The sequence below is a fragment of the Teichococcus vastitatis genome, assembly GCF_003604215.1.
Classification (GTDB): domain Bacteria; phylum Pseudomonadota; class Alphaproteobacteria; order Acetobacterales; family Acetobacteraceae; genus Pseudoroseomonas; species Pseudoroseomonas vastitatis.
Map to the genome: position 1 here is coordinate 16,461 of NZ_QXGS01000026.1, position 24,347 is coordinate 40,807.

Annotated in this window: 24 protein-coding genes and 3 pseudogenes; 11 read left to right on the forward strand and 16 right to left on the reverse strand. The window is 68.0% G+C overall.

Annotated elements, in window-relative coordinates; all coding sequences use genetic code 11:
- Positions 1-7 precede the first annotated feature (7 nt).
- Positions 8-250, reverse strand: a complete 243-nt coding sequence (locus D2K64_RS25135) for an Atu4866 domain-containing protein (RefSeq protein ID WP_238384276.1) — start codon at positions 248-250, stop codon at positions 8-10.
- Between D2K64_RS25135 and D2K64_RS18465 the strand changes: the two genes are divergently transcribed.
- The gene (locus D2K64_RS18465; RefSeq protein WP_238384277.1) at positions 249-1,523 is read left to right on the forward strand and encodes a LysR family transcriptional regulator; all 1,275 of its coding nucleotides are present in this window, start codon (positions 249-251) and stop codon (positions 1,521-1,523) included. The two genes, D2K64_RS25135 and D2K64_RS18465, sit on opposite strands and share 2 nt — an antisense overlap.
- 135 nt (positions 1,524-1,658) lie before the next feature.
- Here D2K64_RS18465 and D2K64_RS18470 read toward each other — a convergent pair whose 3' ends face one another.
- The 4 genes from D2K64_RS18470 to D2K64_RS24540 form a co-directional block, all read right to left on the reverse strand.
- Positions 1,659-3,860, reverse strand: coding sequence for a xanthine dehydrogenase family protein molybdopterin-binding subunit (locus tag D2K64_RS18470; protein WP_120009864.1), 2,202 nt, complete (start codon positions 3,858-3,860; stop codon positions 1,659-1,661).
- 4 nt (positions 3,861-3,864) lie between these two features.
- Positions 3,865-4,860, reverse strand: coding sequence for an FAD binding domain-containing protein (locus D2K64_RS18475; protein WP_120009865.1), 996 nt, complete (start codon positions 4,858-4,860; stop codon positions 3,865-3,867).
- A 4-nt stretch (positions 4,861-4,864) separates the two neighbouring features.
- On the reverse strand, positions 4,865-5,329 hold the full coding sequence (locus D2K64_RS18480) for a (2Fe-2S)-binding protein (protein ID WP_456316381.1): 465 nt from the start codon (positions 5,327-5,329) through the stop codon (positions 4,865-4,867).
- 185 nt (positions 5,330-5,514) lie between these two features.
- Complete coding sequence (locus D2K64_RS24540; protein WP_157985929.1) at positions 5,515-5,877, reverse strand: MBL fold metallo-hydrolase; 363 nt, start codon at positions 5,875-5,877, stop codon at positions 5,515-5,517.
- 279 nt (positions 5,878-6,156) lie between these two features.
- Between D2K64_RS24540 and D2K64_RS18490 the strand changes: the two genes are divergently transcribed.
- Both D2K64_RS18490 and D2K64_RS18495 read left to right on the forward strand, forming a co-directional pair.
- Positions 6,157-7,065 (forward strand): LysR family transcriptional regulator, encoded by a 909-nt coding sequence (locus D2K64_RS18490; RefSeq protein ID WP_120009868.1) that lies wholly within the window; start codon positions 6,157-6,159, stop codon positions 7,063-7,065.
- A 112-nt stretch (positions 7,066-7,177) separates the two neighbouring features.
- Positions 7,178-7,603 (forward strand): hypothetical protein, encoded by a 426-nt coding sequence (locus tag D2K64_RS18495; protein WP_120009869.1) that lies wholly within the window; start codon positions 7,178-7,180, stop codon positions 7,601-7,603.
- A gap of 228 nt (positions 7,604-7,831) precedes the next feature.
- On the opposite strand, the gene D2K64_RS18500 is transcribed toward D2K64_RS18495, so the two are convergent.
- Positions 7,832-8,788, reverse strand: coding sequence for an AraC family transcriptional regulator (locus D2K64_RS18500; RefSeq protein WP_120009870.1), 957 nt, complete (start codon positions 8,786-8,788; stop codon positions 7,832-7,834).
- Positions 8,789-8,875: 87 nt separating this feature from the next.
- On the opposite strand from D2K64_RS18500, the gene D2K64_RS18505 reads away from it, so the two are divergent.
- Together D2K64_RS18505 and D2K64_RS26230 are read left to right on the forward strand one after the other, a co-directional pair.
- Complete coding sequence (locus D2K64_RS18505) at positions 8,876-9,613, forward strand: SDR family oxidoreductase (RefSeq protein ID WP_120009871.1); 738 nt, start codon at positions 8,876-8,878, stop codon at positions 9,611-9,613.
- Positions 9,614-9,674: 61 nt separating this feature from the next.
- Positions 9,675-10,097, forward strand: a pseudogene (locus D2K64_RS26230) (SDR family oxidoreductase); the annotation flags it as partial.
- A gap of 25 nt (positions 10,098-10,122) precedes the next feature.
- On the opposite strand, the gene D2K64_RS25590 reads toward D2K64_RS26230, so the two are convergent.
- Complete coding sequence (locus D2K64_RS25590) at positions 10,123-10,746, reverse strand: quinone oxidoreductase family protein (RefSeq protein WP_238384278.1); 624 nt, start codon at positions 10,744-10,746, stop codon at positions 10,123-10,125.
- 112 nt (positions 10,747-10,858) lie between these two features.
- Between D2K64_RS25590 and D2K64_RS18520 the strand changes: the two genes are divergently transcribed.
- Entirely contained in the window at positions 10,859-11,782 is a 924-nt protein-coding gene (locus tag D2K64_RS18520) for an AraC family transcriptional regulator (protein ID WP_120009873.1), read from the forward strand.
- On the opposite strand, the gene D2K64_RS18525 is transcribed toward D2K64_RS18520, so the two are convergent.
- Both D2K64_RS18525 and D2K64_RS18530 read right to left on the reverse strand, forming a co-directional pair.
- On the reverse strand, positions 11,779-13,104 hold the full coding sequence (locus tag D2K64_RS18525; RefSeq protein ID WP_120009874.1) for a sensor histidine kinase: 1,326 nt from the start codon (positions 13,102-13,104) through the stop codon (positions 11,779-11,781). The two genes, D2K64_RS18520 and D2K64_RS18525, sit on opposite strands and share 4 nt — an antisense overlap.
- 10 nt (positions 13,105-13,114) lie before the next feature.
- Positions 13,115-13,825 carry a response regulator gene (locus tag D2K64_RS18530; RefSeq protein WP_120009875.1) on the reverse strand — a complete coding sequence of 237 codons (711 nt, stop codon included), beginning with the start codon at positions 13,823-13,825 and terminating at the stop codon, positions 13,115-13,117.
- 291 nt (positions 13,826-14,116) lie between these two features.
- Between D2K64_RS18530 and D2K64_RS18535 the strand changes: the two genes are divergently transcribed.
- From D2K64_RS18535 to D2K64_RS18550, 4 genes are all read left to right on the forward strand, one after another.
- The gene (locus D2K64_RS18535; protein WP_238384279.1) at positions 14,117-14,980 is read left to right on the forward strand and encodes an SDR family oxidoreductase; all 864 of its coding nucleotides are present in this window, start codon (positions 14,117-14,119) and stop codon (positions 14,978-14,980) included.
- 205 nt (positions 14,981-15,185) lie between these two features.
- Positions 15,186-16,124 (forward strand): AraC family transcriptional regulator, encoded by a 939-nt coding sequence (locus D2K64_RS18540; RefSeq protein ID WP_120009876.1) that lies wholly within the window; start codon positions 15,186-15,188, stop codon positions 16,122-16,124.
- A gap of 176 nt (positions 16,125-16,300) precedes the next feature.
- The gene (locus tag D2K64_RS18545; RefSeq protein WP_120009877.1) at positions 16,301-16,927 is read left to right on the forward strand and encodes a class I SAM-dependent methyltransferase; all 627 of its coding nucleotides are present in this window, start codon (positions 16,301-16,303) and stop codon (positions 16,925-16,927) included.
- Entirely contained in the window at positions 16,921-17,529 is a 609-nt protein-coding gene (locus tag D2K64_RS18550; protein WP_120009878.1) for a DedA family protein, read from the forward strand. Before D2K64_RS18545 ends, D2K64_RS18550 begins: the two co-directional genes overlap by 7 nt.
- A 47-nt stretch (positions 17,530-17,576) precedes the next feature.
- On the opposite strand, the gene D2K64_RS18555 is transcribed toward D2K64_RS18550, so the two are convergent.
- The 6 genes from D2K64_RS18555 to D2K64_RS18580 form a co-directional block, all read right to left on the reverse strand.
- Complete coding sequence (locus D2K64_RS18555) at positions 17,577-18,554, reverse strand: SDR family oxidoreductase (protein WP_120009879.1); 978 nt, start codon at positions 18,552-18,554, stop codon at positions 17,577-17,579.
- Between the two features lie 24 nt (positions 18,555-18,578).
- Positions 18,579-20,903 carry a xanthine dehydrogenase family protein molybdopterin-binding subunit gene (locus tag D2K64_RS18560; RefSeq protein ID WP_120009880.1) on the reverse strand — a complete coding sequence of 775 codons (2,325 nt, stop codon included), beginning with the start codon at positions 20,901-20,903 and terminating at the stop codon, positions 18,579-18,581.
- 10 nt (positions 20,904-20,913) lie between these two features.
- Positions 20,914-21,378 (reverse strand): (2Fe-2S)-binding protein, encoded by a 465-nt coding sequence (locus D2K64_RS18565; protein WP_120009881.1) that lies wholly within the window; start codon positions 21,376-21,378, stop codon positions 20,914-20,916.
- Positions 21,379-21,515: 137 nt separating this feature from the next.
- Positions 21,516-21,803 carry an Atu4866 domain-containing protein gene (locus D2K64_RS26235; protein WP_120009887.1) on the reverse strand — a complete coding sequence of 96 codons (288 nt, stop codon included), beginning with the start codon at positions 21,801-21,803 and terminating at the stop codon, positions 21,516-21,518.
- On the reverse strand, positions 21,800-22,396 hold the full coding sequence (locus D2K64_RS18575; protein WP_157985931.1) for an MmyB family transcriptional regulator: 597 nt from the start codon (positions 22,394-22,396) through the stop codon (positions 21,800-21,802). The genes D2K64_RS26235 and D2K64_RS18575 overlap by 4 nt, the downstream gene beginning before the upstream one ends.
- A 204-nt stretch (positions 22,397-22,600) precedes the next feature.
- A complete protein-coding gene (locus D2K64_RS18580) occupies positions 22,601-23,677 on the reverse strand; it encodes an IS5 family transposase (RefSeq protein WP_120009883.1) in 1,077 nt (358 codons plus the stop codon).
- A gap of 71 nt (positions 23,678-23,748) precedes the next feature.
- On the opposite strand from D2K64_RS18580, the pseudogene D2K64_RS25145 reads away from it, so the two are divergent.
- Positions 23,749-23,996: pseudogene (locus D2K64_RS25145) on the forward strand (transposase); the annotation flags it as partial.
- Here the strand turns inward: D2K64_RS25145 and D2K64_RS25150 are convergent.
- Positions 23,992-24,225 (reverse strand): annotated as a pseudogene (locus D2K64_RS25150) (transposase); the annotation flags it as partial. The pseudogenes D2K64_RS25145 and D2K64_RS25150 sit on opposite strands and share 5 nt — an antisense overlap.
- Between the last annotated feature and the right edge of the window lie 122 nt (positions 24,226-24,347).

Below are 24,347 nucleotides of genomic sequence, written 5' to 3' on the forward strand. Positions count from 1 at the left end.
TCGCCGCTCACCGTTCGCGGTGGAAGACCATCCCGCCGTGATGCAGCTCGTTCTCCGTGACGAACACGCCGTTGGCGGTGAAGCCGGTGTCGTCCCAGTATTCGATGCGGACGCCACGCACTTCGTAGCGGCCCTGGTAGGCGCTCCTGCGCGTGCGTCTTGCCTCGTCGTATCTCCCGTTCGGCAGGAGCTCCTGGCGAATGTGTCCGTCGGCTGTAACCCACATGCCTGAGTACGGATGTTCGGCCATGGCACTTCCTTTCTGCGTTGCTGCCGTCTCTATGCTCGAAGGGCTGTTCGGCGCCGCGGCGACCACCCGTACGGAGGTTGTAAGGGCGGCAAAGACCCTCGCGCGAAGCATCATTCCAGTTGTCATGGCGCAATTCCTTCGAGAGATGCCGTCGCGGCAGCGGCTTTCGTCCGACGTGCGGGGAGCCGCCCTGTGCAGGACACGCCTGCATCGGTCGCGAGGGCCGTCTCACCCTCCCGCATTCGGCGCTCAGACCGCCCGACCATCAGCGCACTCCGGTATCGATCACGGGTGGCAGATACGGGCGCTGCAGAAGCGCGACAACTTGCTGTCGGATGACGAAGGCAGTAATCGTCACTTACCAATGATTTCTGAACTGAACACGGTTTCGGTCTTCCTCGCCGTCGCAGAAACGCGAAGTTTCCGTGCTGCGTCCGAGCGTCTGGGTGTCACACGGCCTGCGATCAGCCAGGCGCTTCGGCGACTGGAGAACGCATTGGGCGTGGCGCTGGTCCATCGAACCACGCGCAGCGTCGCCCTGACTGAGGCGGGAGCACTTTTTTACAGTGAAGTTGCCCCGGCGATGACGGAGATTGCCGCGGCAATCGGGAGGGCGGCCGATCGCGATGCGGCGCCGAGTGGCCTCCTGCGGCTGGCCGTCTCCTCAATTGCAGACGACTTCCTGTCTGGGCCGCTGCTCTCCGGGTTCGTGGAGGCCTACCCCGGCGTCCGGATCGACGTTGTGGTGACGGACGACGAATTCGACATCGTCGCCGAAGGCTACGACGCAGGTGTGCGACTTGGCGAAGTCATCGCGCAGGACATGATTGCAGTGGCGGTGTCCGGCGATCAGCGGCAGTTGGTGGTCGCCGCGCCCGACTACCTGCGCCGGTTCGGTACGCCAGCTCATCCGCACGAGTTGGTCGCGCACGCCTGCATCGGCTGGCGCCCCGCGCCTGGCGTCGCGCCCTATCGCTGGGAGTTCGAGGAGGACGGGCGCCCTTTCAGCGTGACCGTGGACCCGCGCGTGACCACCAACGAGATGCGCCTGATGGTCAATGCGGCACGCGCAGGGGGCGGGTTTACCTTCGGGCTGGAGGAGACCTTCCGACCGCACCTTGTCAGCGGCGAGTTGGTCGCGGTGCTGGAGCATTACTGCCCCTGGTTCCCAGGCTTCTTTCTTTACTTCCCCGATCGCAGGAACCTGGCGCCGAAGCTGCGCGCGCTGATCGAGCACGTCCGGAAGCGACGCATGAGTAGCACCGCGGCGTAGCGATTGGTCCGCCACGTGTGGTGGAAGCGACCGGCAATGCTACGGCGGTGGCCGCCGTGCTGGCGCCGCATGGCGAGCGTGTGGTGATCGCCAACCCGCGCCAGGTGCGGCTGATCGACGAGGCGAAGCCGCGGACTACATCAGATGCTCGATCCGGATCGGCAGATCGCGCAGCCGGATGCCAGTGGCATGATGCACGGCATTGGCGATGGCGGCGGCGACACCGACCATGGCGACCTCGCCCAGCCCCTTGATGCCCATGGCATTCACCAGCGGGTCGGCGCGATCGATGAACTCGACCTCGATGTCGCCGATATCCGCATTCACCGGCAGCACGTAATCCGCCAGATCGGCATTGAGGAAGCCGCCGTAGCGCGGGTCCACTTCGCTCGCCTCGCGCAGCGCTGCGCCGATGCCCCAGACCACACCACCCCGCACTTGGCTGGCGGCGGTTCGCGGGCTGATGACCCTTCCGCAATCGGCCACGCTGACGACGCGGGGCACGCGGATGCGCCGCGTCGTCGGCTCCACCCGTACTTCAACGAAATGCGCGATGTAGCTGAAGCTGACGAAGTCGGGGTAGTTCGGGCCAAGCGGCGCCGGCAGGCCCGTGGCGAGCCGGGTGAAGACCGCATCCGGCTGGCCGGGCGCCTTGCGGCGGATGGCGACGTCGAGCGAGCGGCGGCCGGCGGCACGGAGAATCTCCGCCGGAGACCGACCCGCAGCATCGCCCGGCAGCAACTCGGCCAGCGCCGACAGCATCGCATCCGCCGCCTCAACGGCGGCGGGGACTGCGGTGGCTGTGCCCCAGGATCCGACGGTGATGTGCTGCGGGGTGGAGTTGGTGTCGCCGATGTCCAGCGTGATCTGATCAGGTTCGATCCCCAGCTTGCGCGACAATGCGGCGGCCAGCGCCGTGCGGATGCCCTGGCCCATCTCATGCACGCCCACGCTGGCCAGCGCGGTGCCATCGTCATACACGCGCAGTCGGGCGACCGCGGGCGCGGTGGCCGCCTTATACGCGCCAGCGGCGACGCCCCAGCCGATCAGCTGGCCCTCCGCGTCTTGCATCGAGCCCGGCGCCATGCTCCGGCGCGCCCAGCCGAACCGGGCCGCACCGCGCCGCAGGCATTCGGCAAGATGGCGCGACGACAGCGGCTTGCCCGTGACCGGATCACGCTGCGTGTCATTGGCCAGGCGCAAAGCCACGGGATCCTGGCCCAATGCCTGGGCGAGTTCATCGACGGCGGATTCGAAGGCGAAGCATGCCATGTGTTCGAACGGCGCACGCATGTAGCCCGGCGTCTGGGTATCGGTGCGGACCAGCCGTTCCCGCGCGCGGAAATTCGCGATCCCATGCAGCCGCGCGGAGACCTCCGCATTGACGGACGGGAACAGGTCGTGGCGTGACGTTTGCGCGTCCGTCTCGTGAATGGCCGCCAGCATCGTCCCGCCGTGGTCCGCTCCCAGGCGGATGCGATGCCGGGTGGCAGCACGGAAACTGCTGGCGTGGAACAGCTGCGACCGGCGCACCACGAGCTTGACCGAATGGCCCAGGGCACGGGCCGCGAAGGCTGCGAGCACAGTCTGCCCCTGCAGCGAGTTCTTCTGCCCGAAGCCGCCGCCCACCTGCGGCGAGATGACGCGCACCTGCTCGGCCGGGATCCCGAGCTGCCGTGCCACGCCATGGCGCACGCCTTCGGCATTCTGAGTCCCTTCGTGAATGGTCAGGCGGCCTTCCGACCACTCCGCCACTGTTGCCAGCAGCTCCATCGGGTTGTGGTGCTGCACCGCACTTGCGTAGGTGGCGTCGATCTGCACGGCCGCCTGCGCGAAGACGGCATCGGCATCGCCCACGTGCACATCCTCGAACATCGGCTTCGGCAAAGGACTTTCCTGCTGTGCCACGATGTCGGCTTCCGGCGCATCCAGCCCCATCTGGTGCGGCTCCACCGCATAGGCGGTGCGGATCAGCGCCGCTGCCTGGAGCGCGACTTCCAGGGTCTCCGCCACGACCAGTGCGATCGGCTGGCCGAAATAGGCGATGTTGGGGGAGGTGAGCGGCTGCAGGCTCTGCACCCCATAGCCACCGGCCAACAGAAAGCCCGCGGGTTGAAGGCGCGAGAGCTCGGCATGCGTCAGCACCAGGCGGACGCCGCGCAGGGCGCGCGCCGCGGATGTGTCGATGGACTGGATGCTGCCGCGGCCGATGGTGGCGCAGGCCAGCGTGGCGTGCAGCATGCCCGGCCGGCTGTCATCGGAAGCATAGCGCGTGGCGCCGCGCACCTTGTCATGGGCATCGATGCGGGCGACATCGGGAAAGGTATTCGTGGTCATCGTCTCAAACCCTTTCCTGGGCGATCAGCAGCGCATCGGCGACGGTGCGGATGCCGAGTTCGATCCGGAAGCCATTGTGGTGCCCGGCCCGCGCGCCGCGCAGCGCAGCCTCACCGGCAGCGCGAGCCGTAGCGGCGTTGAGCACCTGCCCGACCAGTCCCTGTTCCGCCACGCTGGCGCGCCACGGGCGCGTTGCCAGGCCACCGAGGGCGATACGGGCTTCGCGCACTCTCGTGCCGTCCATCCGCAGCGCCACGGCGGCGGATGCCAGCGCGAAGGCATAGGATTCACGGTCGCGGATCTTGTGGTAGGTCGAGGCGCGGCCGAGCGGCGTCTTCGGCACGCGGATGCGCAGGATCAGCTCGTCGCGCGCCAGGCTGGTTTCGGTCTCCGGCGTGCTGCCAGGCTCGCGGTGGAGCTGGGCGAGCGGGATGGTCCTTGGACCGGCGGTGCCTTGCACATCCACCACCGCATCGAAGGCGGCCAGTGCCACGGCCCAGTCGCCCGGATAGACGGCGATGCAGGAATCACTGCCGCCCAGCACGGCATGACCGCGATCCAACCCGTTAAGCGCGGCGCAGCCGCTGCCGGGGCTGCGCTTGTTGCAGGCATAGGCCGCGCCGCCACGAAAATAGTTGCAGCGGGTGCGCTGCAGCAGATTGCCGCCGAGGCTGGCCATGTTGCGGAGCTGCTGCGATGCGGCCTTGTCCAGCGCCTCCACCAGGGCCGGATAGTCGGCCCGCAAACCGGCATGCGTCGCAGCCGCGACCATCTTGGCGCCGGCGCCGAACACCAGCTCGCGCGGATTGGCGGTGTCGATCGTGGCGATGCCGGGGAGTGTGGAAACATCGAGGATCTGCCTCGGCGCCTCCACATCGAGCTTCATCAGATCGTACAGCGTTGTGCCGCCGGCGATGAAGCGGGTACCGGCATCGCCCGCGGCGATGGCACGAATGGCGTCCTGCGCGGTGCGAGGCTTGGTGTAGGTGAAGGGGTGCATGGTCTCAGCCGGCCTGCATCTTGGGCGCGGCATCGGCGATGGCTGCGACGATGCCGACATAGGCGCCGCAACGGCAGATGTTTCCGCTCATGTATTCGCGGATCTGCTCGGGGCTGGTCGCATGGCCTTCCTGCACGCAGGCGATGGCGGCCATGATCTGGCCGGGCGTGCAGTAGCCGCATTGCAGTGCGTCATGGTCGATGAAGGCCTGCTGCATCGGGTGCAGCGCGCCAGTGGCGGCCGAGACACCTTCGATGGTGCCGACACGCCGCCCAACGGCCTGTACCGCCATGGTCAAACAGGAAGCAACCCGGGCGCCATCCAGATGCACCGTGCAGGCGCCGCATTGGCCGTGGTCGCAGCCCTTCTTGGCGCCGGTGAGGTCAAGCCGCTCGCGCAGCAGGTCCAGGAGCGAGGTGCGCGGGTCCAGCAGCAGATCATGCTGGGTGCCGTTGACCGAGATGCGCACGGCGACCGCATCGGCGCCGAGCGCGCCCGGTGCCTGCCCTGATGCTTCGCCGGCTGCGCCAATGATGATCGGCGCGGCCACTGCGCCAATCATGATCCCGCGGCGAGTCGGCTGCAGTTGCTTGGCGGGATCGGTCGCCGCGGCATGGTGGATTGTGTCGTGCATCGGTAACCTTCCTTCCGAATTCAAGGTAAGCGGAGCGAGATTGGCGCTTCCCGCCGCAGTCGCTCCATGTTGAGCAGCGGGTCGCAAGCCGCGTCCGAGGCGACGAGCAGCTGGTCCCCGCCGGAATGGATCAGCAGCGCCGCCATGCCGGGCCTATGGCCGGCCTCCGCAATGGTGGTACTGCCCGGGAGGATCTTGCTGCCGGCGCGGTACAGGATCGCGGTGCGGGCGATCGGCTCCACGCGGCGCTTGATGGCGGCCATGAAGCGCTGGCGGGACTCCGGCGGCATCGGCAGGCGGGACAGGTCGGGCTCGTCGCGGATGCGGGCGTTGCGCGCTGCGGCGACGGTCTGCGCCGCAACGGACGGAGCGTGCAGCAACAAGGACACAATCGCGGTACGGCCCGCCCAGAGAATGCTTCTGCGGTTCAGTGGGAGAACCAAAGCCCTGCCTGCCAGCCAAAGCCAGTCACGCAGGATCAGAATGAATACGCTGCCGGCCGGCGCGCCGGTGCGCAGCGGGCTTCCAGCCCAGAACAGGTCCGCAATGCAGTTTAATCCCACCATGGCAGGACCCTCCGGGGTTCGTGCCTGAACATGCCGGATGCTGCGCTGAATCATAATGTTGGCTTTTCTGCCCGCCCTCATTAGCCTGACTTAACAATGAAGCGCCCTAGCCTGGATGACCTGGAGACCTTCGCCGTCGTTGCGCGTACGCGCAGCTTCAGGAAAGCAGCGCTTGAACGCGGCGTGACCAGCTCGTCGATCAGCCAGGTGGTGCGCAATCTGGAAGAGCGCTTGGGCATCCGGCTGCTGAACCGAACGACACGCAGCGTGTCGGTCACGGAGGCCGGAGCACAGCTTCTCAGCCGCCTCCAGCCGGTCTTCGCCGAAGTTGCCGTCGCCCTCGAGGATATCGACAGTTTTCGAGGGAAGCCGTCGGGTTCGGTCCGCATCAACGCACCGGCCCCTGCGATTGAGTTCGTCCTGGCCCCGCTGGCCGAGCGGTTCCTGGGTGCCTACCCGAACGTCACGCTGGAGCTCGTCAGCGACGCCGCGAATGTCGACATCGTCGACAGCCGTTTTGATGCCGGCGTTCGCTTTGGCGAGAGTATCGCGCTCGACATGATCGCGGTGCCGCTTGGTCCACCGCTGCGCTACATCGTGGTTGGATCGCCCCGGTACCTGGAACAGCGCGGTACGCCCTCCGAGCCCGAAGAATTGCTGAAGCATGATGGCGTCCGGCTCAGGTTTCCCAGCGGCAGGCTTTTCCCCTGGGACTTCGAGAAGGGTGGCCGCGCAGTGACGATCTCGCCGGAGGGTCGGCTGGTCGTCAGCGATTCGCGGTACATGATCCGCGGCGCCGTTGCCGGACTGGGTCTGGCCTACCTGCTCGACGACTATGCACGGCAGCCGCTGGCGAATGGCGACCTCGTCCAGGTGCTCGATGATTGGTGCCCGCGCATCCCCAGCTGGTTCCTGTATTACCCAAGCCGGCGCCTGCCACCTCCGGCCATGCGTGCGTTCCTAGATTTCCTTGCTGCGCAGCGCAGCATTGATAAGCAGATCTAAACACCTCGTGCCTGAGAGTGCCCATAATCTTTTGGAGGGAGTGCGACCAACTTCGGTCGGTGCCTAGGCACCCGAAATCTCGGGTCCGGCACCACATGAAGGAGCTCCCCCAATGTCCAACCGCAATACATCCTGGCTGCTGGCCGGCGCCGCCATCGCCGCGCTCGCAACGACGACCCCGGCGCTGTCGCAGGACGGCATCTCCTATCCCCGCATGACCGGATCCGGTGAGAACAGCGAGATCGACTACGGGCCAGGCCCACACGGCAATGTCGTTGGTGGCGGCGCCGCCATCGCCACTGGCAGCGGCGAGAACACGGAGATCCGTCACCTCGACCCGAGCTTCGCCCAGGTGCCGGATCGGCGCGTGATGGCGGTGACGGTCGGGTCTGGGGAAAACAGCTCGATCGTCTTCGTCCCCGCCGATACGGATCGCATCCGTCTCGCGCTGATTGGTCATGATGGCTCGCTTCCCGCCGAAACCATGGCCGGTCGCGGGCTGCTCGCCTGGTTGTTCGGTCAACCGAGGCGCGGGTGACTCTGACGGTGGTCTGCTTGGCGGGTGTCGGTGTTTGCCATTGCGGCGGCACCCCCCGCCGGGCCACCAGGGTCGCTAGCCACTCGGAGCGACGAGAGATCAGTGCATGAAGTATCGCGATCCGCAGGTTACAGCGCCCGTCGCTTCGCATTGTGCCGACCATGTCGTTCGACGACACCGCCGCATCGAGTTCGATGAAGCGGGTAGACGTCGCGATTTCCGAGTTGATCAGGAACTACTCGGCTCCGCGGCATCGGCACCCGCTCGCCCGCGCGCGGCAAGCCGGTCGCTCCTCGGAGTCAGGCCGAACTCACGCCTGAAGGCAACACCAAAGGCGTTGTCGGAGGCGTAGCCGAGCTCTGCCGCGACCGCCGTGACAGATGCATCGCCTCGGCGCAGGGCAGCGCGAGCCCGCTCCATGCGCCAGCGCAGCAGGTACTCGAGCGGCGGCGTGCCCACCCGCTCGCGGAAGCGCAGCGCGAAGGCGGAGCGCGACATCCCGACCGCGGCGGCGAGCGCGCCGACCGTCCAGCGATGCCCGACGTCGCGGTGTATGAGCTGCAGCGCCGCGCCGATCTGCCGATCGACCAGCGCGCCGATCCAGCCCAGGGTCGCGCCTTCCGCCGTCACGCGCGCGTCCGACGCCCAGGCCCTGAGCGCCTGCACTAGGAGGATCTCGGCCAGACGCTTGGTCATCAGCGAGGCGCCGACGGCCTCCCGGCCAAGCTCGTCGTCCAGGAGCCCCAGGATGCTGCGAAGCGCCTCCGCCTCGGCAGTGCCGGCGGGAACGCGCAGGAACCGTGGCAGTGCCCCCAGGAGAGGGCCCAGGGCCTCTCCCTTCACCAGGTATCGGCCCCCCAGGAGGACGACCTCGGCACCGCCAAGGCGGATGACGGCGACGCCGGGTGTGGCAAAGAGGCGCTCGCCGTCGTCGGTCCTCAGGGCCGGATGGCTCGAGACCACGTAGGCAGGCGCGTCGACCAGGAGGAAGGTGTCGTTCGCCTCCACCTGATGGGGCGCCTCGCCCTCCAGGGCGATCCAGCACGTCCCGCGGAGCACTGCCACGAACTTGAGGAGCGGCCTTGCCTCGAACCGGAGCGACCACGGGCCAGTGGCCTCCAGGCGGCTGCACCCGAGGCCCTGCACCTCCAGGAGCGACAGCACATCGGATAATGGATCGGTCATCCTGGACGATCTCGCCCTAAATGCGGACGATCCAGCATAGAACGTCCCAGACGTCGCGCCAACATGCCTGTCGTAAAGGAGACCATCATGGCAGGCATTGAAGGCAAGGTTATCGCCATCACCGGCGCAAGCAGCGGCATCGGCCGCGCGGCGGCGGTGCTGCTGGCATCGCGCGGCGCGACGCTGGTGTTGGGCGCGCGGGGGATCGACGAGCTGGACGGGGTGGCGCGCGAGGTCGCGGGCCTTGGCGGCAAGGTTGCCCACCGGCCAATCGGCGTGACAAAGCGGGATGACGTGGCCGCGCTGACTGCGCTGGCGGTCGAGCGGTTCGGGCAGCTCGACGTGCTGATCAGCAACGCCGGCATCGGCCCGATCTCCAAGCTCGAGGACGGGCGTCTCGACGATTGGATTTCGATGGTCGACGTCAACTTCAAGGGGCTTCTGCACGGCATCGCGGCCGCGCTCCCGATCTTCCGGCGCCAGCGCTTCGGCCACTTCGTCAACACGATCTCCACCGCAGGCCTCCAGGTCAGCCCGACGATGGCGGTCTACGCCGCGACCAAGAACGCGGCGCGCACACTCACCGAAGGCTTGCGTCTGGAGGCCGGTCCGCAGCTCCGCGTGACGGGAATATCGCCAGGCTTCGTTGGAACAGGCTTCGCCGCGTCGATGACCGATCCGGCAATCAGGGCGTCCATCCAAAAGAGCATGGACGAGATGGCGCTCCCACCCGAGGCCATCGCGCGCGCAATGGCCTTCGCGATCGAGCAGCCGGACGAAGTGGACGTGAACAACATCGTCGTGCGCCCGACGGCGCAGGCGTGACCCAGGTCCCACAACCAGGAGACGTCGGCTGGCACAGGCACTGAAGGGCAAGGTCGCGGTGGTGACGGGGGGCTCCTCCGGGATCGGCCGGGCGATCTGCGAGGCGTTCTTGGCTGAGGGCGCCTTAGTGACCTTCACCGGCCATCGGGACCAAGCCGAGATCGAGGCGATCGCAACCGAGATGGGCCTGGGCGCTGATGGACGGCGCGTCGACGCTGGCAACTCGAGGGAGATGGACCGGCTGCTACGCGACGTGCGGGAGCGCCACAAGCGGCTCGACGTGCTGGTCGCCAACGCCGGCATCGGCAGGCATGCGAGGTTGGGCACGATCACGGAGGCGCAGTTCGACGAGACAATCCCCACGAACCTGAAGGGCGTGCTCTTTGCCACCAAGTCGGCCGTCCCGCTGATGGACGGCGAGGGGTCGATCATCTGGATCGGCTCTACTGGCGGGGACGCGCCCCCGCCCGGCATGAGCGTCTACAGCGGGGCCGAGACCGCACTCAGGACTATGATGGAGTCAATTTCGCCCGCCCTCGATCCACGCCCCGGTCGAAGGCCGCGCGCAAGGCGGCATCGGCTGCTTCCCCAAGCGGAATCCGTGTGTCGAGGTCGAGCGCGTCCAGCCGATGCCGGTTGCGGCCGACGCCGATGATGTGGCGCGCACCGAAATGCCGCGCGGTCTGGACCGCCATGCCGCCGGCAGCGCCTGTCACGCCGTTGATGAGGATGGTCGAACCCGGCTGAAGCGGCGCACGGCGCGTCAGCGCGATCCAGGCGGCGAGGCCGCCGGAGACGACCGCAACGGCTCGCCCGTCGGCGATGTCGTCCGGGATGGGAACGACCATGTCCTGAGCGACCTGCGAGACCTCGGCCATCGATCCGAACGGCGACTTCGGGAACAGGAAATAGACGCGCCGTCCGTCGGGATCGGTCCCGACGCCGTCGACGCCGGGCACGAAGCCGGCCTGCACGCCGCTCGCATAGTGCCGGCCCAGCGCCAGCCCCCTGACGATCGGGCTGAGTGGGGCGGCATGCACCTTGATGAGGATTTCGCCCGCACCCGCCACCGGGTCCCGGAAATCGGTGTATTCTGGGATCCTGCCGAACTCGCTGACCACCGCCGCTTTCATATCCTGATCCTTCGCTACGGCACTGCTTTGCCACAGCCGCAGATAGACGCGGGCAGCAGCACCATCTATGGGCGGAAATCCTGACTTTCTTCGTCATCGTCCCGAGACCGGCATGGACCCGCTTTCCGACATCCTGTCGCTGCTGAAGCCCCGCAGCTACATAACCGCCGGCTTCGACGCGGGGGGTGACCGGTCCCTGCGGCTCGACGACCTGGCCGGTCGCATCAAATGCTACGCGGTGATCCGCGGTCGCTGCTGGCTCGCGCTGGAAGGCCACGGTGCGTCGGTCGCACTGATGCAAGGCGATTGCTTCGTCCTGCCCAGCGGGAGTCCGGTCAGGATCGCGAGCGATCTTGCGCTCGAGCCAACACTCGCTAGCTCCGCGCTGAAGCCGGATCGGCACAGTGAAACCGTGACCTACAATGGCGGCGGAGACGTGCTGCTGGTCGGCAGCAGGTTCGAGGTGAATGGACACCCTGCGGAGGCGCTGCTCCAAACCCTGCCCCCGATCATCCATCTCAGGGCCGCGGGGGACCAGGCGGTGCTGCGGTGGCCGATCGAATTGATGATGCAGGAACTGCGCGACGAGCGGCCGGGCGCATCTCTCATGACGCAGCATCTGGCGCATACGATGCTTGTGCAGACGCTGCGGCTCTATCTGTCGCAACAGGCCGGCAGCGGGATCGGGCTGTTCGCTGCGCTGGGCGATCCGCAGATCGGCCGGGCGCTCGGCGCGATCCATGCGGACCCGACGCAGGACTGGACCCTGGAGGACCTGGCCGCCGAGGCCGGCATGTCACGCAGCGTTTTCGCCCGACGCTTCCGTGAAAGAGTGGGTGAGCCACCGATGGCCTACGTCACCCGCTGGCGCATGATGCGCGCCGCGGAGCGCCTGGTCACCAGCCGTGAGCCCCTGAGTCGAATTGCGACGTCGGTCGGCTATGGTTCGGAAAACGCGTTCAACACGGCATTCAGGCGGGTCATGGGAGTCGCGCCACGACGCTATGCGCGGGGCGCAGGCGTCCACGACATCTAGGCCGGCAGGACGACCCGCGCCCGCAGGCCGCGCGCATCCCGATTCTCCAGCTCCGCCGAGCCGCCATGCGCGATGGCAACGGAGCGCACCAGCGCGAGGCCGAGCCCGATGCCGCCCGTCGCACGGTTCCGGGATTTTTCGCCGCGATAGAAAGGCTCGAAGACGCGCTCCAGCTCCTCAGGCGGCAATCCGGGCCCATCATCGTCGATTTCGACGATCGCGGCACCCGACTGGTGATCCAATCGCACCCGCGCCGCACCGCCGTAGGTCACGGCGTTGTGGATCAGATTCGTGAACAGGCTGCGCAGCCCCATGTCGTCGGCGTGCAGGATGACGTCGGGGCCCTCCTCAAGGCGGACGTCGCTGCCGGTTTCGGCCATGTCGTCGGCGATGCTCGACAGCAGCGATCGCAATTCCTGCGGCTGGCGCGGGCGCTGCGCATGCGTCGCCTGCACGAAAGACAGCACGGCGGCCAGCATGTGCTGCATTTCGGCGATATCGGCCTCCGCACGGCTGCGGATCGGCTCTGGCACGCGCTCCAGCCGGAAGGCGAGGCGGGTCAGCGGGATGCGCAGGTCGTGCGCGATCGCGCTCATCATGTTCAGCCGGTCATCGACATAGCGGCCGAGGCGCCGCTTCATCTCGTTGAAAGCCAGCGCCGCGCCGCGCAGCTCCCGCGGGCCATCCGGCTCCAGGTCCGGCTCGCGCGGATTGCGGCCAAGCCGCTCAGCCGCCTCGGCGAAGTGCCGGATGGGCCGCGACAGCCAGCGGGCGACCACATAGGCAAAGGGGATCGCGAAGACGATGGTCCCCACCAGCCAGATCCCGGCGAGCGCCAGCCTGCCGCGGAACAGGGAACCCGAGGGGTTCACGACATGCCAGTTCCCGTCCGGCAGCAGGCGCGCCAGCGTGATACCGCCCGCGAAGTCGATCGGCGACACCAGCTGTACCGGAGGATCGGCCCCGCCATTCGCAAGCAGGCGCGCGGCCCAGCGCGTCCCCTTCCGCGCCTGCAGCACGGAGACGAACTCCACCCGCAGCTCATCCGCCGGCAGGCCGAGCCGTTCCGCCATCACGTCCCGCATCTGGGCCAGCAGCGGGTCCTGCGGCGGCACCTCCTGTGCTGGCATGTCCTGGATCTCGACGCCGCGAACAGGGTCCGACCCCATCAGCGCGCGCTGCATGGTCTCGAAGCTGACGGGACCGAGCGGTACGGGTGGCCATAGCGCGAAGACCGCCATGTTGAGCACCTGCACCAGCAGCACGCAGGCGATCAGCATGGCGGCACTGCGGACCATCAGCGGCATGGTGCGGAGCTTCACGGCGATATTCCTACAGGCGCTGGGTGGCGGGCACGAACATGTAGCCTTCGCTGCGTATGGTGCGGATCAACTCGTCGCCGCCGGCGCGCAGCTTCCGCCGCAGCCGGCTGACCTGCACGTCCACCGCCCGGTCGAAGGTGTCGCTGTCTGGCCCGCGCGCGGCATCCAGAAGCTGGTCGCGCGTCAGCACGCGGCGCGGGCGCTCGACGAAGGCCTTTAGCATGAACAGCTCGCCATCGGTCAGATGGACTAGCACGCCTGCGGGATCGCGCAGCTCATGCGCGCTGAAATCGGCGGTCCAGCCGAGGAAGCGGACGCGATAGGCGCGGAAATCCTGGTCCGGCGCATGCGCGCCGCGGCGCAGAGTCGCCTTGACCACGGCGAGCAATTCGGCCGGGCTGCTCGGCTTGCCGAGATAGTAATCCGCGCCGGCGTTCAGCCCGGCGATGCGGTCGGGCGGCGTGTCGAGGGCGGAGAGCATCACCACCGGCGGATGCGCGCCACTGGCCAGGCGCTGGCAGGCCGAGAGCCCATTTTCGCCGGGCATCAGCACGTCCAGCAGGATCAGGTCCACGCTTTGGGCTTCCAGCACGCGGCCCATGGCGCGCACATCGGCCGCGTCGAAGGTGCGGTAGCCGTGGCCACGCAGGCTTTCGGTGATGACGTCCCGGATCCCGGCATCGTCATCCACCACCAGTACCGTAGGCCTGCCGTCCTCCATCGCGCCGTCCCCGCACTGCCAAGAGCGACATCAGCCGCGAATGTTTCTGGTAGATGTCCACGCCCCGCTGCGGCGCCAGTTTAGCCTGCGGGGCGGCGTTGCACCAAGGTTCTGGCAGGGGCCGGTGCGTTAGACGCGGCGAGGATCGGTGCGGGTTCCCTGAAAGAGTATCTCGCTCGCGCCATGCCTATCCGCCCGGTCCCGTCTCCGGACTTCTCTCGGAGAATCAGGCAAGTTCTGGCTTCGACTTGGCAACTTCGGAGCTCCTTCGTCGGGCAGATTGGGCGGGCCATGAAGGAGATTTCCATGTCCAGCGCATCGCATCGTTCCATCCTGACCCTTGCCGCCGCAGGCCCCGCCGCTGCGATGGCGGGTTCTGCCAAGGCCGTACCGGCTTCCAGCGCCGGGTCGCTCCAGTCCCGCCCGGGCGAGGGCCGTGCAGCCGTCATCACCGGCTCCTCGCGCGGCATCGGGGCCGCCACGGCCCGGCGGCTCGGCGCCGAAGGCTATGCGGTCACGGTCAATTATTTGACCAATCGCGACCTTGCCGAGCAGGTCGTGAGGGATATCGAGTCCTCCGGCGGACGCGCCATCGCCCGTCAGGGGGACGTCGCCGATCCTGCCGCGGTCGCCGCCTTGTTCGACGCGAACGACCGGGCCTTCGGGGGTGTCGACGTGGTCGTGAACAACGCCGGGAGGATGAATGTCGGCCTGTTCGCCCAGATGACCGACGCCGCCTTCGACCGGATGATGGCCACCAACGTCAAGGGCAGCTTCAATGTGCTGCGCGAAGCGGCGCGGCGGACGCGTGAGGGGGGGCGCATCATCAGCCTGAGTTCCAGCATCACCCTCCAGCGCCCAGCAGGTGGCGGCGCCTACGCCGCCAGCAAGGCTGCGCAGGATTTCTACACGAGCGCCTTGGCCAAGGAGCTGGCGGGCCGCCAGATCTCCGTCAATGCAGTGGCTCCCGGGGCCGTCGACACTCAGCTTCTTCGCCAGCACGGCGACGCCGCCCTGGCCGGTATTCCCGCCATGACGCCGCACGGTCGCATCGGTCTGCCCGAGGACATCGCCAATGTCATCGCCGCGCTGTGCTCGAACGACGGCCAGTGGATTCACGGCCAGGTCGTGTTCGCCAACGGCGGCATCGGCTGAGGACCTTACCTTCTTGGGCAAGGCCGTAGGACGGCGGCGAAGGCACGCCGTCCCCCACCCGCGGTAGGCGCATTGTACAGACACGCGCCTCGGCCTTGCTCTGCAAGCTATCCGATTCAACGCATGAAGTTCCCGAACCTCCACCGACGTTGTCGCACGTGCACCGGCCTCTTAACTAAGAGCTTGTGCGGTACGGAGTCAGTCGATGAAGGGATCAGAACTCGGCGAGAGGATCTCACGAATTCTGGATGCCAGGTTCGTGGGTAACGGCCACTACCAGACGCCGATCCCCGGCCTGATCCTCATGCGATCCTATAGCCAGATGCCGCCACAGCACATGCTGTACCGTCCGACGCTCTGTGTTGTCGCGCAGGGTGCCAAGGAGATCATGGTCGCCGATCGGGCAGTCCGATACGGCAGCGGGCAGACCCTGGTCGTGACCATCGAGGCGCCGGTGCTCAGCCACCTGATCAAGGCGTCGGCGGGCAGCCCCTACCTCGGCGTCATCCTGGAGCTCGACCTGAGCGCCATACGGGAGGTGGTGACCCAGCTGGGCAAGGATGGTCCGAGGACTGGCGGCTCCGCCTTCGGTCTTGAGGTCCACGATCTGGATGCGCAGATCACCGGGTCTCTGGTGCGGCTGCTTGGGCTCATCGGCGAGCCGACCGCTCTCGACATCCTCTATCCATCGATCATGCGCGAGATCTCCTATTGGCTCGTGCGCGGACCCGCCGGTCGCAATGTCGCACGCATGGTCATTCCCGACGGCCAGCCGCACCGGATCGCCCAGGCCATCGCTCACCTGCGGGAAAATTATGAGGTGGCGATCAACGTCAAGGCGCTGGCGAAGTCGGTCGGGATGAGCTCGTCCTCCTTCCACCAGCACTTCAAGACAATGACCTCCATGTCGCCCCTGCAGTATCAGAAGCATCTTCGGCTTCTGGAGGCACGGCGACGGATGGTCAGCGACGGCGACCAGGCCGCAGTCGCCGCTGTCGCGGTCGGATACGAGAGCGTGTCCCAGTTCAGCCGGGAATACGCGCGGATGTTCGGAGCGCCCCCGCGGCGCGAAACACGCCGCGCGCTTGGCGAGCGTGACCCGGAGGGCATCAAGGCGTCCGATCGGGCCCACGCGCCCGGCTGATGCCAGGACAGCCCTGGACGTCCTGACAAGGAGCGGGCCAGGCGCGCCGCGTGTCTCGCCGCTTCTTTTCATGGATGATAGGCACGGCGGGCGATTTCGAGTGATTAGGAAACACGACAGACACGAAACGCCACCACGGTCCGCTCGGCTTACAAACCGAGAACCGAGGTTTTGACATGTTGGTCGATACCAGCGCCGAGCTGCGCCAGGATTCCGCGCCGGGCGAGCGCGACAACTGGCTGTTCTTCCAGTCCTGGATGCAGCACCCCCTGCGCGCCGGGGCCTTCAAGCCGAGCAGCCCCGACCTCGCCCGCGCCATGGCGGCGCAGGTCGATCCTTCCCTACCGGGCCCCGTGGTCGAACTCGGGCCGGGCACCGGCGCCATCACCCGCGCCCTGGTCGCGCGCGGCGTCGATCCCGCGCGGCTGGTGCTGGTGGAGGCCGATCCCGGTTTCTGCGCCTTGCTGCGGCAACGTTGGCCGATGGCGCAGGTCCTGCAGGCCGATGCCTGGGCCGTGCCGGATCTCATGCGGAGCTTCGATCGTCCGGCGGCGGCCGTGGTCGCCGGCCTGCCGCTGCTGATCCGCCCGCCTGCCCACCGGCTGCGGCTGGTGCTGGACAGCCTGCGCCATGCCAGGCCCGGCGCGCCCTTCGTGCAGTTCACCTACTTCGTCCGCTCGCCGGTGCCGGCGCCGCGGGCCGGGCTACGCGCGAAGGGCTCCGGCATGATCTGGCGGAACCTGTGGCCGGCGCGGGTCTGGACCTACCGCCTGCCAGGCCGGCCCATGGAGCAGACGTGGTGACGGCGCTCGACGCGCTGCTGGACGCAGCGAGCCTTCAGGCGGTGTTCCTCGCCGCGATGGTCGAGAAGTTCATCCCCATCCTGCCCTCCTACGTCCTGTATCCGGCGATCGGCATCGGCGCCGAGGATGCCTGGGCGCTGGCCGCGCGCTGCCTGGTGGCGACTCTGGGATCACTGGGTGGCGCGCTCGCCTGGTACGGGCTGGGGGCCTGGGTGGGGGAGCGGCGCATAGAGGCGCTGGTGGCGCGGCATGGGCGCTGGCTGCTGCTCTCGCCCAGGCTCTATGCGCGGCTGGTGGCAGGGTATCGGCAGCGCCCGGTGGGGCTGACCTTCCTCGGGCAGCTCATTCCCACGGTGCGGATCTTCCAGGCCCTGCCGGCGGGCGTGCTGCGGCTGCCCCTGGCCTCCTTCCTCGCGGCGACGGCGCTGGGCTCGCTGTGCTGGATCGCCCTGCTGGCCGGGGCCGGTCATGTGCTGCATCGGCAGGGCTGGGCGGCGGGCGAGGCCGGGCTGATCGTGCTGGGCGCCCTGATCGCGCTGGAACTCGGCGCGGCGCTGGCGGCGCGGATCTGGCGGCAGGTTCAGGCCACCAGGGTGGCCTGACGTGGCGGGATGGATCACGCCTGGCATGCCGCCAGAGGCGACGGCACTCAGCCCTCTCGGGGCTCGCCTACCAAGCTGCCCTGCCTGCGGGGCTGCGGCACCACCGGGTCATCGAAGACCACGCCGGTCAGCCCCTCGGAGACGTCCCAGAGCCTTCTCGCGACATGCGCCTCCAGCGATGGCTGCGGCGGCTTCGCCTCGCTTGGGTGGCCGCGGGTTTCGCCCAGCCTGTCGGGGCCATAATAGCGGCCGCCTCGCGCCTCGGGCGATGTCGCCGCGAAAAGGCCGGGCCAGGCGCCCTGCGCCGCCGGCTGGAACAGGAACCACAGCACCGACCGCGCAATGCCCGCGGAGCTGAACCGGCCCGGCGCATTGTGTAGCAGATCGGTGCGCGCAACGCCGGGATGCGCGGCGATGCTCGTGATGCCCCAGCCGGCCGCCTCGCTGCGGCGCTGGAGCTCGAAGGCGAACATCAGGCAGGCGAGCTTCGACTGGGCATAGGCGGGCATTGGCTTGTAGTCCCTTTCGGCCTGGAGGTCATCGAAGTCGATCCTGCCCTGCCGCGCCGCGATGCTGGACAGGGACACGACACGCGGGCTGATCGCCTCGCGGAGCAGCGGCAGCAGATGCGCGGTCAGCGCGAAATGCCCGAGATGGTTGACGCCGAACTGCATCTCGAAGCCATCGGCGGTGATCTTGCGGCGCGGCGGCGTCATCACGCCGGCATTGTTGATCAGGACATCGATGCTGTCGCGCTCCGCCCGCAGTCGCCGGGCAAAGGCGGCGATCGAATCCAGGCTGGCCAGATCGACGGCTCCGAAGCTCACCGCGGCACCGACGACGCTTCGGCGGATCCGGTCCACGGCCTCGGCGCCCTTTGCCGCATTGCGCCCGGCGATGATCACCTTGCCGCCGGCACGAGCCAGAGCGAGGGCCGATTCGAAGCCCAGGCCGCCGGTGCCGGTCACGACGATCGTGCGGCCGCGCTGCGAGGGGATGTCCTCGGTGGTCCATTTCAAGGTCATGATGGGGCTCCTGATTGTCGCGTTCTAGTTCCGGGCCGCCATATCGACGGCGGGCAGGACGGTGCGGAGCCGACGCTCGCCGAGAGTCTCCACGGTGGCGAATGGCAGCGACCGCAGGCGGCGGCCCGTGGCGGCATGGATTGCGTTGGCAATGGCCGCCGCGACCGGCACGATCCCCGGCTCCCCGGCGCCGCCCGGCGGCAGGTTGCTCGGCATGATCTCGACCACGATTTCGGGCGCGTTCGCGAGCCGCTGCATGGGGAAGTCATGAAAGTTCGATTCCATCACCGCGCCCGCCTCCAGCGTGATGCTGCTCATCAGCGCCGTCGTGACGCCAAACTGGATGCCGCCCTCCATCTGCGCGACCACCGCATCGGGGTTCACGACGATGCCCACATCAACCACGCAGAAGACGCGATCGACCGTGATCTCGCCATCCGCCGCCACGGTGATCTCCACGACCTCCGCGACGACGCTTTCATAGGCTTCCTCGATGGCGACGCCGCGCCCGCGTCCCGGCGCCAGGGGCGTGCCCCAGCCCGCCAGCGCCGCCACGCGATCGAGCACGGCGAGATGGCGCGGGCTGTCGCGCAGAAGTCGCCGGCGATAGGCCACCGGGTCCTGGCTGGCGGCCTGCGCGCATTCATCGACGAAGGATTCGGCGAAGAAAGTCCCGAAGGAGAAGCCGTTGGATCGCCAGGCGCCGATCGGCATGTGGCTCGGCACGTGATGGCTGCGCAGGCGGCGGTTCGGGACGGCGTAGTAGGACTTGTCCAAACCCTCCACCGTGAAGCGGTCGCCATGCGGGCTGGCGCCGTTGCCGAAGGGCAGCAGGCGGGCCGAGGCGGATTGCTGCATTGACTGGGCCGCGACCAGCGCGTCATAGGATACCGGCAGGCCGTCCGGCCCCAAGGCCGCGCGCATGCGTGCCGCCGCGTGGCTGCGGTAGATGCCGCGCCCGATATCCTCCTGCCGCGACCACATCAGCTTCACGGGCCGGTCCCTGTGCCGCGTTGCTAGGAAGGCGGCCTGCACCACCACATCGAGGTCGCTGCGGCGTCCGAAGGCACCGCCCGTCATGGTGACGTGGCAGGTGACGGAGGTGGGATCGACATCGGCCAGCGCCGCGCCCCGGTTGACGCCCCAGCGCATGCTCATCGGCGATTGCGTTGGGCACCAGGCTTCCGCCGTCCCGTCGCCACGGATGAGGACGGTCGCGTTCATCGGCTCCATGCAGGCATGGGTGACGAAGGGCGCCGTATAGGCGGCCGTGACGACCTGCCCGGCAGGCACCTCCACATCCCCCTCATGCAGGTAGAGATGGGGTTCGTCGCCATCGAGCGCCGACTGCAGGGCGCGGGCGAGGCCGGCGCTGGTCACGACCTCCGCTTCCGTCGCGGCCCACTGGATGTCCAGGCGCCAGGCCGCCGTCTCGGCCAGCCACCAGGAGGAGGCGACCACCGCCACGCTGCGGCCGTCGATCACCGCCACATCGACGATCCCGGGCTGAGCGCGGGTCTCGGCTTCGTTGACCACCCGCGCCACGCTGGCGCCAAAGACCGGCGCCTGGCGGATCGCCGCGTGCAGCATGTCCGGCAGGACGACGTCGGCGCCGAAGACCGGCTCGCCGCGGATCTTGGCAGGCAGGTCCACGCGCGGCTGGGCCCTGCCGATCAGGCGCCAGGCGGAGGCGGGCTTCAGCACCGGATCGGACGGCGGCGGCACCGCGGCCGCATCGCGCACGAGGTCGCCATAGGCGATGTTGCGGCCTGATGCTGCGTGCCGGACGAAGCCATCACTTGTGGTGACGTCGCCGACCTGCACGCCCAGGCGCGCGGCGCCCGCCGTGACCAGCATGTGGCGCGCGGCCGCACCCGCCTGGCGCATCGGAACCCACATCCCGACAATCGAGCGCGAGCCGGCGGTGTTGTTCAGCGGCAGCAGGCCCAGCAGGCGCTTGGCGGCCCACATCACCGGGCCTTGCGCACCCTCGGGCCTGGTGCGGAGCGGGCCCGAGAAGTTCGTGTAGGCGGCCAGCTGCTCCACCGGATGTTCCACGCGGATGCGCGCGTCGAAGGGGATGTCCAGCTCCTCGGCCACCAGCATGGCGAGACCGGTGTGGATGCCCTGGCCCATCTCGGTGCGCGGCGCCTGGATCACCACGCTGCCATCCTGGTGGATCGCGACGAAGGCGTTGAACACCAGGCGGTCGCCGTCGAGCAGCGGGTCCGGCCCATCCATGTCGACGGTGGCGAGGGTGCCGATGCCGCCCACGGCGGCGACCATCGCGGTGCCGCCGAGGACGGCGCCGGTTATCAGAAAGTTGCGGCGGGAGAAGATGCGGGGCATGGCGGTCTCCTCAGCCCTGTGCCTGCGCCGCGGCGGCGCGATGGATGGCGCGGCGGATGCGCGGGTAGGTGCCGCAGCGGCAGATGTTGTCGATGAATTCATCGATCTCGGCATTCGTGGGCTGCGGCACGCGATCGAGCAGCGCGGTGGCGGCCACCAGGAAGCCCGGCTGGCAGAACCCGCATTGCGGCACCTGCTCATCGAGCCAGGCCTGTTGCAGGACGGACAAGGTCCCGTCCGCCTGGGGCAGGCCCTCCACCGTCACGACGGAGGCGCCGGCGACGGTGCTGAGGGTCGTGACGCAGGAGGGGGTGGATACGCCATTGATGAGGACACGGCAGGCGCCGCATTGGGCAATGCCGCATCCATACTTGGCGCCGAGCAGGCCAAGGTCTTCGCGCAGGACCCAGAGCAGCGGCTTGTCATCCGGAGCGGACACGGTCACGGGCGCGCCGTTGACGTTGAGGGATACCATGGCGGCGACCTAGATCGCTGCCCGCGGGCGGTCGGCGCGCGGGGTGTCGTGCTTCGGGGGCATGATCTTGGACTCCATGGGTTGAGTTGCCCCAAGGATGTGCCGCGAATAATTCCCCCGTGTTTCCGTGCGAGCGTTCAGCGATTTGGCGTGCAGGATGCGGCGCGGCGGCGCAGGACCAGGCCGCCATGATGTGGGGCGTTGACATCGACGAAGTTGCCACCGGCGGTGAAGCCGGTTTCGTCCCCGTATTCGATATGCGTGCCGGCTACCTCGTCTTGTCTGAGACAGACGCGCGCAGGACGGCCGCGCGCCTCGACGTGTAGCTGATGATCCGCACGGCTCTCGCGCGCGGCCGCATCACCCGGTCTCCAGAAGCGTGAAAACCTGGCGCCGAAGCTGCGCGCCCTGCTCGACCACGTCAGGCTGGCACGATCAAAGTCCTGATCCTGTCGGCGTCCTCGCGGCGGTTCGGCGTGAAGACGAGCATCGTCAGATCAGGGCGGCCATCGACCGCGAAGGCGGAATATTCCAGTGCGATTTCACCATGGATCGGGCGGCGCAGGTGCTTGATGCCATCACCGAAACCGGCAACGCCGCCCTCGTCCCAGATTCGCACAAAGTCCGGACTGTCGCCACGCAACTCCCGCACCAGCGGCTCGACCGCGGCCTGAGCCCCGGCGCGTGGAATTCCCGCCCGGAAGACCGCCACGACGAAGCGGGCCACGGACTCCCAATCCTGGTTCATGGCGCGCGATCCCGGATCGAGAAAGACCAGGCGCAGGACGTTGCGCTTCGCTGCCGGCAGTTTTGCGTAGTCGGTCAGGACCGCAGCGGCAGCCGCATTCCAGGCAACGACGTCCCAGGTCACGGTGCTGAGAAGAGCGGGGCTCGACGCCATCGCATCCAGCACGCGTTGCAGCCGCGGCGTGACATCGTCCGACGGCCGGTAGCGCACCCCGGGCAGGCGGCCAAGGCCAAGCAGGAACAGATGCTCGCGCTCGACGTCGTTCAGCATCAGTGCGCGGGCCAGGCGGTCGAGCAGCTCCGCGGATGGGGCGCCGCCGCGTCCCTGATCCAGCCAGCTGGAGACCTCGAAGTACCCATCGCGGCGCAGCCTTCGCGCGCAGGATGGTCGCCTCAGATCGCGACGCGCCACTGCTGATGGAGCTGGGTGATCGGCTCAGGACGGCCGGTGCCGCTCTTCGTAGAAGCTACGGGGTTATGCGGGCGCAACTCGGGCGCTGAGCCAAGCCAGGCGAGTGAAGTTGTATGCCAAGTTGGCCATGCCGATCTTCACCTGCGCCCGGGCCAGGCCGATGGTGCGCACGAACAGCACCATGCGGTGCTTCTGGGCGGCAAAAACATGCTCGATGCCCGAGCGGATCCGGGCGCGTGACGCATTGGCCTTGGCCTGCTGTTCGGAAAGTGGGCGTTTCGGTGGCCTGCGGAACAGGATGCGCTCGCTCAGCCCGCGGCGTTCCAGAACCTCCAGATTGCGCTGGGTGCGATAGGCCGTGTCGGCCCAGACGCGGCTGGCCGTGTTTTCGTGATCCAGCAGGGCCGGAAAGCTGCGGCTGTCATGCTGAGCGGCATCGGTGACCGTCCAGCGGCGGATCAGCCCGTGCCGCCGGTCGATGCCGATGTGGCTCTTGTAGCCAAAGATTGGCACCGCGATCTGGATGGCTTGGCGCTGCGCCCCTTCCGGTTTGCGCTTGGCTCTGCCGCGCTTGAGCGTCCAGCGCGCGTCGCGATCCTTCTGCGCTCGCTGGGCCGGTGACCAGCCCTCTGGCGTGCCGCCCTCCCGGATGGTGGCCTTCTCCTCCTGGGTGAACTTCTGGCGCGGTGCGGCGATCAGAGTGGCGTCGATGATCTGGCCGCCCATGGCCAGATAACCCTGCTCGGCCAGCAACGCGTCGAAGCGGCGGAATAGCCCCTCGATAGCCCCTGCCTGCTTGAGCTGCTCGCGATAGAGCCAGATCGTCTTGGCGTCGGGCACCGCCTGGTGCAGGCCGAGGCCTGCAAAGCGCATGAACGACAACCGGTCACGGAGTTGGAACTCCGCCTGCTCGTCGGAGAGGCTGTAGAGCGCCTGCAGCACCAGCACGCGGAACATCAGCACCGCGTCATAGGGCGGGCGTCCGCCGCGGCTGCGGTCCGAGCGCGCCAGGGCTGCATCCAGCACCGGGCGGAAGACCTCGAAGTCGACCGCGGCCGCGAGACGTTCCAGCGGATCGCCGGCGGCAGAGAGTGCCGCATACCGCTCCTCGACATCAAAGAAGCCAGGATGACCTGTCATTGCCGCCGCCTCCAATGACCAAGGCCAGTGAATCAGTTCGGCGTCTCAACAGCGAGGTATTTCGAAGTGTCCAGACGGTGAAAGCGCCATTTGCAGAGGTGTGCGGCTAGGACAGTGGCAAGCGGATCGTGGGCGCAAGCGCCACGTCGCCGTGGACTCGGCTGGGCGCCTGCTGATGGTGAAACTCACCCCTGCCGACGTGTCGGGCAGTGTGGGCGCGCAGACGATCCTCCGCGCCGTCCGCAAGCGCTGGCCGTGGCTGACGCACCTGTTTGCCGACGCGGGCTACGACCGCACGAAGCTCATGGACAAGGCCGCGGGTCGTCGAGGCAGGCGGGCAGCCGGTCCGCGATGCCGAGGCGGCGCGATCTCACGCAGCGCCAGCATGCCGCCATCACAGGACAGACGCCCGCCGTCGAAGCGGGCAACCAGCGGCTTGCCGCAACCGGTGACAGGCCGGGCAGCGGCGGCGTAGATTTAACCTCGGCGGGCGTGGTCTCCGCAAGCGGCTGGTTTGTGTGTCGCAGCCGAAATCTATGGCAGATCATCGGCTTGCACCACGCCCGTCAGCCCGCGTGAATAATCCGGGCTAACTGTCTGGTCGCGGAACATTGTTGGGATCCGGTTGGGCTGGCGATCGTAGAGTACCAGCGTCGGTTCGAGCGCCTGC